This window comes from Methanothrix sp., from assembly GCA_029907715.1.
Taxonomy (GTDB): domain Archaea; phylum Halobacteriota; class Methanosarcinia; order Methanotrichales; family Methanotrichaceae; genus Methanothrix_B.
Genome location: JARYLI010000003.1, coordinates 48,409 through 62,787, shown reverse-complemented (window position 1 = coordinate 62,787; position 14,379 = coordinate 48,409). Strand labels below are relative to the sequence as shown.

At 54.7% G+C, this 14,379-nt stretch carries 14 protein-coding genes; 8 read left to right on the top strand and 6 right to left on the bottom strand.

Annotation, left to right across the window (positions count from 1 at the left end; genetic code table 11):
* Positions 1-75 precede the first annotated feature (75 nt).
* From QHG98_03290 to cbiQ, 5 genes are all read right to left on the bottom strand, one after another.
* Positions 76-468: a carboxymuconolactone decarboxylase family protein gene (locus QHG98_03290; GenBank protein ID MDH7596754.1), complete on the bottom strand. Its 393-nt coding sequence runs from the start codon at positions 466-468 to the stop codon at positions 76-78.
* Between the two features lie 174 nt (positions 469-642).
* Positions 643-1,683 (bottom strand): TGS domain-containing protein, encoded by a 1,041-nt coding sequence (locus tag QHG98_03285; protein ID MDH7596753.1) that lies wholly within the window; start codon positions 1,681-1,683, stop codon positions 643-645.
* 132 nt (positions 1,684-1,815) lie between these two features.
* On the bottom strand, positions 1,816-1,947 hold the full coding sequence (locus QHG98_03280; protein MDH7596752.1) for a hypothetical protein: 132 nt from the start codon (positions 1,945-1,947) through the stop codon (positions 1,816-1,818).
* Between the two features lie 120 nt (positions 1,948-2,067).
* Entirely contained in the window at positions 2,068-2,916 is an 849-nt protein-coding gene (locus QHG98_03275) for an ABC transporter ATP-binding protein (GenBank protein MDH7596751.1), read from the bottom strand.
* Complete coding sequence (gene cbiQ / locus QHG98_03270) at positions 2,913-3,845, bottom strand: cobalt ECF transporter T component CbiQ (protein ID MDH7596750.1); 933 nt, start codon at positions 3,843-3,845, stop codon at positions 2,913-2,915. The genes QHG98_03275 and cbiQ overlap by 4 nt, the downstream gene beginning before the upstream one ends.
* 689 nt (positions 3,846-4,534) lie before the next feature.
* On the opposite strand from cbiQ, the gene QHG98_03265 reads away from it, so the two are divergent.
* Positions 4,535-5,176 (top strand): hypothetical protein, encoded by a 642-nt coding sequence (locus QHG98_03265; protein MDH7596749.1) that lies wholly within the window; start codon positions 4,535-4,537, stop codon positions 5,174-5,176.
* 17 nt (positions 5,177-5,193) lie between these two features.
* Here QHG98_03265 and gpmI read toward each other — a convergent pair whose 3' ends face one another.
* The gene (gpmI, locus tag QHG98_03260) at positions 5,194-6,711 is read right to left on the bottom strand and encodes a 2,3-bisphosphoglycerate-independent phosphoglycerate mutase (GenBank protein MDH7596748.1); all 1,518 of its coding nucleotides are present in this window, start codon (positions 6,709-6,711) and stop codon (positions 5,194-5,196) included.
* A gap of 110 nt (positions 6,712-6,821) precedes the next feature.
* On the opposite strand from gpmI, the gene QHG98_03255 reads away from it, so the two are divergent.
* The 7 genes from QHG98_03255 (at position 6,822) to QHG98_03225 (ending at position 14,339) form a co-directional block, all read left to right on the top strand.
* The gene (locus QHG98_03255; GenBank protein ID MDH7596747.1) at positions 6,822-7,367 is read left to right on the top strand and encodes a GMP synthase subunit A; all 546 of its coding nucleotides are present in this window, start codon (positions 6,822-6,824) and stop codon (positions 7,365-7,367) included.
* Positions 7,364-7,975 carry a YkgJ family cysteine cluster protein gene (locus QHG98_03250; protein MDH7596746.1) on the top strand — a complete coding sequence of 204 codons (612 nt, stop codon included), beginning with the start codon at positions 7,364-7,366 and terminating at the stop codon, positions 7,973-7,975. The genes QHG98_03255 and QHG98_03250 overlap by 4 nt, the downstream gene beginning before the upstream one ends.
* A gap of 238 nt (positions 7,976-8,213) precedes the next feature.
* On the top strand, positions 8,214-8,960 hold the full coding sequence (locus QHG98_03245) for an ATPase domain-containing protein (GenBank protein ID MDH7596745.1): 747 nt from the start codon (positions 8,214-8,216) through the stop codon (positions 8,958-8,960).
* An 8-nt stretch (positions 8,961-8,968) separates the two neighbouring features.
* On the top strand, positions 8,969-10,753 hold the full coding sequence (locus QHG98_03240) for a glycogen synthase (GenBank protein ID MDH7596744.1): 1,785 nt from the start codon (positions 8,969-8,971) through the stop codon (positions 10,751-10,753).
* A complete protein-coding gene (locus QHG98_03235) occupies positions 10,753-11,970 on the top strand; it encodes a glycosyltransferase family 4 protein (protein MDH7596743.1) in 1,218 nt (405 codons plus the stop codon). Before QHG98_03240 ends, QHG98_03235 begins: the two co-directional genes overlap by 1 nt.
* Complete coding sequence (locus QHG98_03230) at positions 11,958-12,920, top strand: DUF4921 family protein (protein MDH7596742.1); 963 nt, start codon at positions 11,958-11,960, stop codon at positions 12,918-12,920. The genes QHG98_03235 and QHG98_03230 overlap by 13 nt, the downstream gene beginning before the upstream one ends.
* A gap of 255 nt (positions 12,921-13,175) precedes the next feature.
* Positions 13,176-14,339 (top strand): glycosyltransferase family 4 protein, encoded by a 1,164-nt coding sequence (locus QHG98_03225; protein MDH7596741.1) that lies wholly within the window; start codon positions 13,176-13,178, stop codon positions 14,337-14,339.
* Positions 14,340-14,379 lie beyond the last annotated feature (40 nt).

Below are 14,379 nucleotides of genomic sequence, written 5' to 3'. Positions count from 1 at the left end.
GAGATCTGCTGGCATTATGCAAGTGTCCACCAGCTACGACAGCCTTTTCCAGTACTGCAGCCCACAAACCTGAGCTCAATCCTCCATCTCTTTGAACAGCTTGCTTATGCCACTCTTGGCGATCGAGAATGTCGGGACGCCCCCTGTGATCATGCATACCTCCAGAGTTTCCAGGATCTCCTCCTTTGTTGCGCCATAATTCACAGCAACCTTTGCCTGTGGGTATACACAGTCCTCACACATTCTCGTTATAACACAGGCCAGCGCTATGAGCCTCTTCGTCTTTTTGTCGAGGGCGCCATCCTCAAGGAGCACCCTGTCGAGCCTCTCGATGAGCTCAACGAGCTCAGGCCTGTGGTCGTATATCGCCTTGAGCGTCTCGGGGACATATCCACCCATCTTATCCCCAAGAGCTCGCATTATCTCGCCATGTCTGTCTCCACACCCACACATAATTTTTACCTCCATCTCTGCTCCGAACAGCTTCTCACAAGCACAGATTCTGCCGTTCTATCCACAGGCCCTCCTGCTGGAGAGATGCCTCTGAATTTTACGAGCTTTATGTCAATTTGTTTTATTTCTCTGAGATATATGGTTTGCGGGATTGCTGTGGCCGAAATCCGGTCTGCTCCGAAATGGTCCTCACTTTTCCAGGACGATTGTCACTATATCCCCATCGCTCAGGATGTGATCGAGACCTGCGCGCTGACCGTTGTGTTTTGCAGATGTCCCCCAGACAGTGGCGTACCTGAACCGCTGCCTGAAGTCCTTGTGGATCCTGTCGCACAGGTCGCCTATGTTTGCTCCCTTTCTCATTATCATGGGCTCGTCGAGATCTGGAGGCCTTCCCTGCGGCTTCATGAACACCCTTATGAGCTCCAGCCGGTCGAATATCTCGTCCTTCAGCCTGTCGAGGCCTGTGCCATCGATGGCCGATACCGGTATCACATCACCATCGTGATCCCGCTTCTCAGGATCCAGGATATCCACCTTGTTCATCACATGTATGGCCTTTATGTAGCGCCTGTTGGCCTCGAGGGCATCGATGAACCTCTCCTGGCTGAGCCTCTCCCTTATCAGGACATCTGCGCTGTGTATCCTGTACTCCCTGAGTATCGCCTCGATCGATCCCTTGTCTATCCCGGGGTCTACGGTGCTCGTCACACTTATGCCGCCTCTAGATGTTTTTCTTATCAGAACCGATGGGGGATTCTGGTTCAGGCGGACACCGCTCTGGTAGAGCCTGTTAAGGTATGGATCGAGCGATCCTCCATACGGCTCCGTGACGAGCAGCACCAGATCAGAGTCCCTCACCGCGGACAGTGCATCACCTGAGACCGTTATATCAGGTACATCTAGAATCTGTATCTTGGCGCCCCTGTGCTGCAGGATTCCGGGGGTTATCTCCATGGAGTACGGATCCTCGCTGGTCCTGGCCCCGGTGAGCCGGCTCACAAGTGTGGACTTTCCGGCGCCCACCGGCCCCACAAGAGTGACCGTGGCATCCCCGGATTTTCTGACGCCTCCCCCCTTCTTCGCCCTGGAAGCCGCCCGTCTCTCCTGTTCCTCGCGCAGCCTGGCTATCTTCGCCTTCAGGCGGCCTATGTGGTGCTCAGTCGCCTTGTTCTTCTGCGTTCTGAGGATCTCCTCCTCAAGGGCCCTGATCTCCTCCTCGATGCTCATCGGGCCAGCCCCACAGCTGATCTGTTCGATCGATTGACGGCCATATATCCTGAGGATCAGAGAATGTCGGTATCCGCTAAAAGAGTTTCGATGAGCTCGATTAGGAGCTGAAAAACACATGACCTCCTGGAGCTACCAGGAGATCGCCCTCCAGAGCCAGTTGCATATGAGAGTCCAGAACTTCTCGAATCCCGATCCCTTCTCGATCTTCATCCTCTCCTTCTCAGAGTACTTCTTGCTCTTGGTCCATGACATGCCTATCACAGATGCTAGTGAATGGCATCGTCATATAATCGTAACGGTTGACGGGCTGTTTATATGGGATCGTGGCACAGTCTGCGATTGCATGCAAGCTGACGCCCCCATTCACATCCTGCACATGCCTCATCCGTGAATGTGGGTGTGAGCGTGCTCTTCTCTGTGCAGATGTGGATGCCTGTGGATCAGCCTGCCATGGCGGTGCATATGCTCATGGATTAGATTCGTCTCCAGAAGCAGATCTATGTCGTTCAGAACATCATCGACGTCTCTGTCCACAACAATCCTGTGGTTCTCCCCTATGACAACCGCCCTCCTGCTTATCTTATCTATTATGTCCAGGTCGTGTGTGGCGGTGATGATGGTCTTCCCGCAGCTGGCAAGCTCATTGAGAAGCTCGATCAGCCAGAGCTGACTGCGCGGATCCAGTCCAGCGGTCGGCTCATCGAGCAGGAGCACGTCCGGATTCGTCGCGAGCACAGATGCTATGCAGACCTTTTTCTTCTCGCCGCCGCTGAGCGTGTGAGGCGCCCTCTCCCTGAGCTTGGTTATGCCGAGCATCTCCATCAGCTCCTCCACTCTTTCCCGGACCTCCCCCATTGGCATATCCAGCTGCAGGGGGCCGAATGCTATCTCGTCGAAGACCGTGGATGAGAAGAGCTGAACATCGGGGTTCTGGAATACGAATCCCACCTTGCTGCGGAAGAAACGCTTGAAATCGTTGTCTTTGAGCGTGCCGAATATCTCCTCATTCACCTGGGTTCCGAATGCATAGTACCTGCCCGACGTTGGATAAATGAGAGCATCAATTATGGCGAGGAGCGTCGACTTTCCCGAGCCGTTGGCACCCAGGAGTGCGACCTGCTCCCCCTGGCAGATCCTCAGATTTATGTCCTCCAGCGCCTTCAGCCTGCCATTGTAGATGTAGGATACATCCTGCAGATCGAATATCACGTTCATTTCAAACCATCTCATCCCTTCGCCATGCCGTGCGCCAGGAGCATAATGCTGATCACCACAGAGACCCCAAGAGCGATGTAGTCGCGGCTTCTCATGGCGAATTCATAGCTGAGCCTGACATCGCCGCTGAATCCTCTGGATATCATCGCCATGTGGACCTTCTCGCTCATGTCGAGCGCCTTTATAAGCATGTAGCCTATTCTGCCCCCGACCCATCTCTGCTCTGCCATGGTGCCTCTGCTCTTGATGGTCCTGCTCCTCTTCGCGATGTAGAGATCCCTGACCATCTCCATGAAGAGAAAGATGTACCTGTTGGCCATCTCGAGCGTGAGAACGTAGACCTTCGGCACGCCGATGGATCTCAGGGATTTGAAGAGCACCTTCTGAGGGGTCGTGAGGAACAGCAGCACGACTGCAGAGACGCATGCTGCAACCCGGAGGGTGAAGAGAACCGCTGCCCTGCTGCCCTGAGATGTTATGTATATGCTCTCCGGAATCGCGAAAGGCCCGATGTGCACGCTCCGGCCGAGATCAACCAGAGGCAGGAGGACGTCACCGGGCAGGAAGATGTTGAGCGTCATCGGGATGGCTATCACACCTGTGAAGATCGGTATGAACAGCCACACCCTTTTTATAAAAAATGCTATACTTATTGAGCTCAGATACGCAAAAATCAGTGTCGCAAGATAAAATAAAGCTATAATCTCCAGGTTTCTCGTCATACTTATTGCGAATATCAGGAAGAGCATCGAGATCAGCTTGACTCTTGGGTCGAGGCTCTGCAGAAGACCTCTTCTTGAGGAGATCTCCTCAGTTGTCATCGCCTCCTGGAAGAATGTGATGATGCCGTCTATCGTCTTTTTGACGAAGTCCTTCCTCGCGGGAGGCGGCGGAGCAAACTCCGCATGTGTTAGACTGACGCTCTTCATCCAATCAGGTATCATGATGCAACCTGGTGTGACTCTTTTGTGAAGACGTATTAATATCTTCCTGAGGATCATCCGATTTGACGGGGCACCAGATATGTGATGGACGATAGGGCATGCAGCTCACCGGAGACTCGGAGTCACCTCAGGTCTCGGATATGCGGACACGAGCCTTTGCGCTTTCGCTCTTATCCAGCCGATGACCTGCCCGCAGAGAGCAGTCATGCTATGCTCTCGTTTCGACTTATCTTCGACGTAGTCGAAGCCTAGCGAGGGATTATAGTTCTTTGCGCCACTTCATGTAAATCCATTTAAAAGCTACTGGATATGTCATATTTCATAGATGATTTTATGTGACATGTGATATTATATCAACTTATGCGGAATACTATAATAGTCTTATCTCGCCTCAGCACTGCTATCAGGACTCAAGTCCACAGGCGGTCGATTTGAATCAAACTCTCCACTATGGGGAGATCTCAATTTGTCAAATTTCATGGTCAATATATTTGCAGAAAATCCTTAATCGATGACAAATGAATTGCCCTTGCATTACCATGAAAGAGATCGACTGCCATCACGAATTGCACGAATCCACACGCTTTGATGCTTTCATTCTTTTGGCGTGCCCCTGCTGTAGCATGCGGGTTTCCAAGCGTGCAGAGCGGATGGCAAGCTTTAAAGCCTGAAGGGTATGATTGGAGACCATGCGCATAATAGCGATATCGGTTCTGCTCATGCTTTTTGCGCTCGCCGGAGCTGCTCATGCTGGGTGTCCCACAGGGACAGGCGGCGTGAACTGGCTTGGTGGGTATGAAATAGGCTCTGATACAGGCACCCCAGTCGGCTTTGAGAGGCCGAATATGGGCATGCCGAAACCCGTGACAAAGCCAGACATGTCGATGCCGGAGCCAGGGCCTGTAAGGACGACCACCGGGTCGGGCAATGCTTCTGCAGCAAATGAGACCAACACGACTGAAGAGAGTGTCGATACTGTAAAGCAGCGGGCTCAGATCAACCTGAGCGGAAGCTGGAGCATGAACCTATCTGACGGCAGACATGTGGAGCTTCTGCTGTATCCTGTTGGCACGGTATTTTACGGTACGGGCAGCCTTATCGAGGGGAACTCGACGATCCCGCTCAAGGCCAGGGGCTCAGTGGGAGAAGATGTGCGCCTCGACCTGATCCAGGTCTTCGACGGTGAGAAGTACAGAGAGGATGTGCTATACAAGCTGACCCTGGTGCAGGAGAACAACACGATATCAGGGAGCTACAGCAGGTTCGGCACCAATGGAGATGCAGCTCTCGTGACCGGCACGGGCACCGTCACTGATGTAGTGCACACGTGAGGCTCAACCCTTTTGATTCAATCTTTTTTTATGAGAGATCTTCCGCTCATCGATTCAGGTTTTTCTATCCCAAGCAGATCGAGCATCGTGGGCGCGACATCCGCGAGGATCCCGTCGTCCCTGAGCATCCTGACGCGATCGCAGCCGACCAGTATGAACGGCACTCTGTTTGTTGTGTGCGCCGTGTGCGGCTCTCCTGTGCTCCGCTCCACCATCTTCTCCGCATTCCCATGATCTGAGGTTATGAGAGCAATCCCACCTCTGGAGAGAACCTCATCGACGACAGTGCCAACGCCGCGATCGACAGCCTCAACGGCACGCACAGCAGCCTCGTATACACCGGTGTGCCCGACCATATCAGGGTTGGCGTAGTTCATGATCACAACATCATATACCCCGGACCTGATGCGGTCTACAACCGTGGCTGTGACCTCTGGCGCTGACATCTCAGGCTTCAGATCATATGTCGGTATCCTGGGAGATGGTATCAGAATCCTGTCCTCGCCGGGAAACGGCTCCTCCTGCCCGCCATTGAAGAAGTACGTGACATGCGCATACTTCTCAGTCTCCGCTATCCTGAGCTGCCTGAGGCCAGCTTTGCTCAGAACCTCGCCCAGCGTCTCCTTCAGGTACTCTGGAGGAAACGCGACCGGAGCATCGATGCTCTCATCGTACTGCGTCATGCAGACAAAAAACGGTCTGAGATACCTGCGCTCAAACTCCCTGAAATCGGGCTGCACGAAAGCTCTGGTTATCTGGCGTGCGCGATCTGGCCTGAAGTTGAAGAAGATTATGCTGTCCCCCTCACGGACAAGCCCATGCGGATCGATAACGGTTGGCTTTAAAAACTCATCGGTTTCGCCCCGGGCGTATCCGATGCGGACCGCCTCCTCTGCACTGGCAGCATGCATCCCCATACCCTCGGTCATGGCCCTGTAAGCAGCCTCAGTGCGATCCCATCGCTTATCCCTGTCCATCGCATAATACCGACCGGATATGGTGGCGACTCTGCCGATGCCGATCCGGGCGAGCTTATCCTCGAGCTGTGAGACATAGATCAGTGCGCTCCTCGGTGGAACGTCCCTGCCATCGAGTATGGGGTGCACATAAACTCTCTCCACCCCAAGCTCCTTTGCCATGTCGAGAAGCGCGAAGAGGTGTGTGATGTGGCTGTGAACGCCGCCATCTGAGAGGAGGCCGATCAGGTGCAGGTTTCTCCCCGAGTCCCTCGCATTCACCATCGCATCAACAAGCTGCTTCACATCCTTCAGCCTGTTCTGCTCGATGGCCAGGCTTATGCGTGTGTAATCCTGGTAGACAATCCTTCCCGCGCCAAGGTTCAGGTGACCAACCTCAGAGTTTCCCATCTGCCCTCTGGGAAGCCCCACATCGAGCCCTGATGCGCCAAGAGATGTGTGGGGATAGATTGATTCAAGCCTGTCCAGGTTTGGCTTACGGGCGCCTGCCACTGCATTGCCCTCTTTCTCCTCGGAGAGCCCGTAGCCGTCCATTATTATAAGAACCACCGGCCTCATGATGCCAGCCGGGTTTGTCCCCAGGCTTTTTAGTGGTTGCGGGCGGAAACATGGGCGTACCGGAATGGAGAGCACAAAGGTTATCTTCAAAACCTCATAGTAAAGCTCGGATGAAGATAATCGTGGTCAACAACTACGGCCAGTTCAATCATCTTATACACAGAAGCATAAGGGAGAAGGTTGAGACCAGGATTGTCTCAAACGAGACGCCTGTTGAGGAGATCGTCGCAGACGGCCTGATACTCGGCGGGGGACCCTCAATGGAGAGAGCGGGGAGGTGCTCAGAGTACCTGCGAATGCTGGATATCCCTGTTCTCGGCATATGTCTCGGACTGCAGATAATGGCCGTGACCTTTGGGGGCAAAGTCGAGACCGGCAGGATCGGAGGGTATGCGAACGTCGAGATAGAGGTCCTGGATGAGGATGGTATTCTGAGGGGGATGCCACGCAGGTTCATGGCATGGGCATCGCATGCGGATCAGGTGACCGTCTGTCCGAGGGAATTCAGGGTCATCGCGCGCTCGTCGATCTGCGAGATGGAAGCGATCTGTCACGAGAGCAGGCCGCTTTACGGCGTCCAGTGGCACCCGGAGGTCGCGCATACGGAGCACGGGGAGAAGGTGTTCGATAACTTCCTGGAGATCTGCAGGAGATGATTAATGAGATTATCGATCTCGAGATTGCAGGCAGGATATCGGTTGAGGCGCTGGCCGAGAGGATAAAGGCGGTGGGGTTCAGGTGTCAGCGCTGCGGCGACTGCTGCAGGGGCCCGGATGCCGAGGTCCTGCTCTTCCCCTCTGAAGTGAGGCGGATCATATCTCACACAGACCAGCCGTGGCTGGAGGTGGTCGAGCCGCCGAAGGCCGGAGTCTGGGACGCGGAAGGAAACTTCCACACGCTCGAGTGGATGCTCAGGCGCAGTGAAAATGGCTGCGCTTACTACGATGCTGCGTCGGGATCCTGCAGTATATACCTGGCGCGCCCTGATATATGCAGGACATATCCATTCTATCTTGACGGCGATGAGCTCTGTGTGTCAGAGTGCAGGGGTCTGGGGATGGAGATGGACGATGAAGAGGCGCTGCATATCGCTCAGGAGCTGAAGAGACGTCTCATCTCAGAGATACGGGAGGAGCGGGAGGCCAGATCGAGATTCTCCGGATTTGCGGCTGCGGACCGACCGGAGAGCCCCACAGGCGTGTGCATAGTTCACGATAGGGAGGGGGCTCACCGTGTCCCGCTCTGCAGAGGCGAGCCAGGTTGAGTATATAAATCCGCACGCTGTTATTGCATCGGAAACGCTCTTAGTGCTCAGCAACTTATGTGCATGCAATCTGGTTGCTGGAAGGACCTCTTCACTCTCAAGGTTTTCAACGCAGTCGAAGATAAGTCGAAACGTGCGCATATCAGGGCTGGTGCTTCTTTTGCAAGTTATCAGGGGGATAAGAGCGATCGGAAAAACTAAGTACTACAGACCCTGAGGATGTAGAGGAGGAGTGTCTGTGGATACGCATGATGTTGAGGCGGTTGCCGCCAAGAAGTACACCAAAGTCAGGTCCGGCATACCAGGCTTTGACGAGCTTGTAAATGGCGGCTTCAACAGGGGTACAGTCAATACCGTCACCGGCGGCTCCGGCACGGGAAAGACGGTATTTGCCACCCAGTTCATTTATGAGGGCATCAGGATGGGCGACAAGGGGATGATAATAACGCCCTCCGAGAGCGCAGAGTCGCTCAAGAGGGAGATGTACTCCTCCTTCAACTGGGATCTGTGGAAGCTGGAAGAGGAGAAAAAGCTTGTCATAGTCGACGTCACAGATCCGGTGCTCAGGCTTCAGAAGAGCATAGATCTGGATCCAGTGGATTTTCTCATCAACTTCAGAAAGCTGGTAGAGCGGAAGGTGAAGGAGGAGAACCCACAGAGGGTTTTCGTCGATGATCTGATGGCGTTCTTCTACGCGGTTCAGGCGCCATTCAAGATAAGGTCGCTGGCAGACGATCTCTTCTCGAGTCTGAGGGCCACAAAGGCGACGTCCGTCATAACGATTGGCACCGCGTTCGGCATGAACCAGATACTGGAGTACGGCGCTGATTCGTGCACCATGCTCAGAAGGGACAGAATCGGCAACGCACTTGTGCGCTCCATTTATGTCATGAAGATGCGGGGCTCGAAGATATCGAACAGCATAAGGGTTCTGGACATATCGGATGATGGGATGGCGGTCTCGGGCCTCTCGCCCTATCCATGAGGGAGATCATGATACAGAGATGGATAGTGATCGCAGGAGAGGAGGCGGGCCCAGTCTCAAACAAGATGGGCGGCATATGGAATGTGATAGATGCAGAGGCCAGGACCCTTGCAAAGCTGATCAGCAGCGGCGATATCGAGAACGATATCAGGATCCTCGTCGCTGGCCCGTACTTCCCCACAGCTGGCGCAGACTGGAACAGGGGAAAGATGCGTGTTACGGACATATCCGGCCTCGAGCCTCTGAGCATGGGCGACGAGATCAAAACAGCCCTTGAGCGGCTCGAATCCCTTGGGATAAAATCAGTATCGTGCCAGGCGGTTTATCATGATGTTCCTGTTGGCTACATACTCTTCGATACGCATTACTATGACAGCTGCATAGTTCGAAGGGACTCCAGGGAGATGACGCTCACGAACGCGATAAAGGAGGAGGCATGGAGGCTTGTGGGGCTGGACTCGCTCAAGTACGAGCGCCTCAGCAACGCTCCCGAGTACAATCACTACCTATGCCTCTCCTATGCGATCTCAGAGCTCGTGCGTGTGCTGAAGTCGATGGCCGAGGAGCCTGCAGAGAAATACGCTGATAAGGCGGTGTCGGAGTTCGCGCGCTCGGTTCTCCCGAAGATAAGAATATCGCTCCACTGCCACGAGTTCGGAGTCTTCTATGCGGTTGCGCGTCTGAAGGCTCTCGGCCAGCCCGTCCGCACGATGGCGACGCTTCATGCCACGGTTCCCGGGAGGGCAGCAGGGTACAGGTCCCTGGAGATGATCGCCAGGAACGAGAAACACTGGCCACCGAACACCCCTGTCTCGATGGCGGCACTGGAGGGCCTGGCGAGGTATGCGGATATCGTGACCTTCGTCGGCGACTCCACGATGAAGGAGGCGATGCTCTTCCACGATCTGAAGGGCATCGTCATAAGAAACGGGATAGAGGTGGAGGAGGACCACATAGACTGGGAGAAGAAGAACCGCTGCAGGGCTAGGATACAGAAGTTCCTCTCAGACACACTCTACAACATCTACGGCGGGGAGAAGATCGATCCTGAGAACATAATACCCATATTCACCATATCAAGGATAGAGATAGAGAACAAGGGATATCCGCAGCTCCTTGATGCCCTGGTCCTTCAGGACCATCTGCTCAAACACAGAGCGATGAAGCAGAGGTTTGCCGAGAAGCTCAGGGTCGCCTGCTTTCTCATAGCGGCGCACGGCCCGAAGCAGAAGGACAGGCTCCCGCAGGGATTCCCGATAAACCTGACGCCAGAGGTGCTGGTGTGGGAGGAGCACAGGCTCTACAAGATGATACAGGAGAGGGGCCTGGAGCCGTGGAGGCTCGTATCAGGAAACCGCATAGTATCTGCGATCCTCTACCCTCAATGGGTCGGACCGGATGACGGCGGGCTGAACATGAGGGCGGACGAGATCATGGCGGGCTGTGTTGCAGGCATCTTCCCCTCACAGTATGAGCCCTTCCTTCTCACAGGGCTCGAGGCCGGGAGGGAGGGTACACCGAGCATAGTCAGCAGAGCCTGCGGCTTCAGCGATGCTCTGAAGAAGATAAAGAGGCTGACAACAGGCATGGGTGGGGTTGTTGTGGTCGATAACATAGAGCAGACGTACAGTGAGACCGTGCTCGATTACGCCCTCGCGCTCGATTACTTCACCTGGAGCCAGGTGGCAGATCAGATCGAGTACAGGCTCCTCTGCGAGGAGTCGTTTGCGCTTGCAAAGTACATGGACTGGAAGGAGCCTGTTCTGGAGTACTACAGGAATCTGGTGGTGTGATGGATATAGCATATCTGAGCACAGAGTACCCGCCGCTGGTCTACGGAGGCCTTGGAGTTTATGTCGATTCGATATCCAGAGAGATCGCCTCGATGGGGCATAAGGTCTCTGTGTTCACAATGGGCAGGCCGGATCTGAAGAGGAGGGAGACGAAGAAGGGCGTGAAGGCGTTCAGGGAGATGCCTCTTCCCCTGGGCGATGCTCTGGAGATCTTCTATTCAAAAGAGACCCTCTCATGGGGCACGGGCCTGGATTTCCTGAACAGCCTCCTTAGTTACAACCAGCTGGCTGCAGCCCGTTTGAGGGACTCAGGTCCTTTTGACATCTGTGTTGCACACGACTGGCTCGCTCTGCCCGCAGGCATGGCGCTGCGTCAGATCATGCCAATGATATACCATGTCCACTGCACCGAGGTCGGGCGCTCCGAGCATCCGAATCCACAGCTCGTATCTCTAGAGGTGAAGGGCGCCAGGCTCGCAGATCTCGTGCTCACGGTCTCAGAGGCGATGAAGGGGGAGCTCGAGGGTCTCGGGGTTCCGGCGGATAAGATAAGGGTGTGTTATCACGGCGTGGATACTAAGCTCTTCGACCCATCTGCTGTGAAGCCAGAGCGGCTCGAGATGCTCAGGAGGAGTTATGGCCTGAAGGAATCTGATACAGTCCTTCTGTTCCTCGGAAGGCTCGAGCCTGTCAAGGGCGTCTCCCAGCTTCTTGCTGCTCTGCCCGCAATACGCAGGAATAATCCTGACGTCAAGCTTCTCGTGGTGGGCAGCGGATCCCTAATCGATCATGTGAGATCAGAGGCTGAGAGGCTCGGCGGTGTTATTCTCGTCGAGCGCTTCCTCTCCCCACAGGAGAAGGTGTATCATTACGCGCTCGCGGACCTCTGCATATTCCCCAGCACCTATGAGCCGTTCGGGATTGTGGCGCTCGAGGCAGCATCGATGGAACGCGCCTCTGTCGTCGGGGCCAGCGGCGTCAGCGGTTTGAGGGAGATCGTCATGAACCCTGCGACTGAGAAGCCGACAGGCGTTCATGTGAATGCTCGAGATCCGAACGATATCGCATGGGGCGTCAATCTCGCTCTCGAAGATCGGGAGCGGCTCAGGGAGTGGGGAAGGAATGCAAGGGAGCGGGTCCTGGAGATGTTCACCTGGAGGAAAGCCGCTGAGAATACTCTGAAGATCTACGAGGAGGTTATCGCATACCGGAGCTGAGGCGTCACTATTTTTTAGAGGAGTACTGTGTCATAGCGAAAGAGCGGGCCAGGAGACCCACAGATTTCATCCGGCCGAGAGAGGCACGTGCATCGAAGGAGTGTCCGTTCTGTCCCGGGAACGAGGAGATGACGCCAAAAGCAGTAGCTGTCTACAGAGACGACGGCGTGTTTGTGGATGGCGAGACCCGGATCAGGGGATGGTGGGCGAGATGCATCCCAAACATGTACCCTGCGATGGTTCCGGGCCCGGACGCGCCAACCTCGGAGTGGATGGCTATTCCTGCGAGGGGAGGACACGAGGTCATAATCGAATCGCCGGATCATGACAGCAGTCCGGCCAACTTTGATGATGAGATGGTTGCCAGAATGATCAGCGTCTATGCAGACCGGTACAGGTATCACACAGAGCAGGGATCCTCTTACGTGTCCATATTCAAGAACTGGGGGCGTGAGGCTGGTGCCTCTCTGAGCCACACGCACACTCAGCTGATAGCGCTTCCTCTTATCCCACCGCTTCTGATGCGCGAGATCTTCGCGATATCATCGATGCCTGCATGTCCATACTGCAATATCGCTGAGAGGGAGGCGAGCTCTGGGAGGGTGATATTCAGGGAGGGCGAGTGGATTTGCATAGCGCCGTTCTGCTCCCAGGCACCCTATGAGATGTGGATCCTTCCATTCAGGCACATCAGCAATCTTTTAGAGATTGAAGAATCGATGCGTTCAGACCTTGCCAGGGCTCTGAAGGAGGCGCTCCGCCGGCTTTCTGCGCTTCTGAATGACCCGCCGTACAACTACATGCTGTTTCAGATGAGCTCGAACTACCATCTGAACATCCGGATCCAGCCTGCCATAACCAGGATCGCAGGATTCGAGAAGAATACGGGGATTTACATAAACCCTGTTCCGCCTGAGCAGGCAGCCTCGGAGCTGAGATCTGTCTTGTGATAGGGGATGGCAGTGCGCAAACTTTCAGGAGAGGAAGTCACGGTCTCCGACCGCTTTGCATCCCGAGGAGATTCAGGCCTTGATGGTCATCTGAGTTCGAATGCGATGGAATTTCGTATCGGCGGATTGCAATCTTCTGCAGCGGTTCGGATTCTGTAAGGGTGAGCTGAGCGGTACAATCAGAACAGAATTTCGAGAGATGTGAAAGAGTTAAATCACATCAACCTATTAGGATGTATTGTTAAAGGTGAGCTGATGCGTATAGGTATGTTCTCCTGGGAGAGCCTTTACTCGGTGAAGGTCGGCGGCGTGGCCCCGCATGTCTCTGAGCTGTCTGAGGCTCTCGCCAGGATGGGCCACGAGGTGCACGTCTTCACAAGGCGTGGCGATTTCGATTACTATGATGAGATCAATGGGGTCCACTACCAGCGGGTGGATCACGACCCCACAGGGGATATAGTCCACCAGATGGACACGATGTGCGATGCGATGGTCGATCGGTTCGAGGCTGTCCAGAGGATCTTCGGAAGGTTCGATGTGATTCACGGCCACGACTGGCATCCTGTGAATGCGATCGTCCGAATAAAAAAGAGCCATTCCATTCCGCTGATATTCACCGTCCACAGCACCGAGTGGGGAAGAAACGGTAACAGTTATGCCCATAGTCCAGTATCAAGAGAGATATCCCATCGCGAATGGCTCGGAGGCTACGAGTCCGCGCGGGTGATAGTGACAACACAGCAGATGAAGAACGAGCTTATGATGCTCTACTCCATACCGGAGGAGAAGATCGAGATAATCCCAAATGGGATAGTGATCGGGAAGCTCAGAAGGTCTCTCGATGCCGGCAGGGTCAAGGAGAGGTACGGCATACATCCGCTTGCGCCTGTGATCCTCTTCTGCGGGAGGATGTGCTACCAGAAAGGCCCGGATCTTCTTGTCAGAGCGATACCCGAAGTGCTCAGGGAGAGATGGGACGCAAAGTTCGTCTTCATCGGCGAGGGTGATATGAAATGGGAGTGCGAGCGTCTGGCCAGAGAACTCGGCGTCGAGCATGCATGCAGGTTTCTGGGATACGTTCCGAGCTCAACCAAAGAGGATCTGATGAACGCATGCGACATCATATGCCTTCCTAGCAGGAACGAACCGTTCGGTGTTGTCGTGCTGGAGGCATGGGATGCCGGAAAGCCTGTGGTTGCCACAGAAGCGGTTACCATAATTAAAAACTTCGAGGACGGGCTGCTGGCATACATACAGCCGGAATCCCTGGCATGGTGCATCAAGCGTCTCCTCAGCAACCCTGCGGAGATGATGAAGCTATCTGCCATGGCTCGGGCGAGGCTCGAGCACGACTTCAGCTGGGATAAGATCGCAGAGACGACCGTGAGGGTCTATGAGGATGTGCTTAGACCGGGCTGAGATCCGTGACGCGAGATCTTCAGGCCGGTGCGTTTCGCAT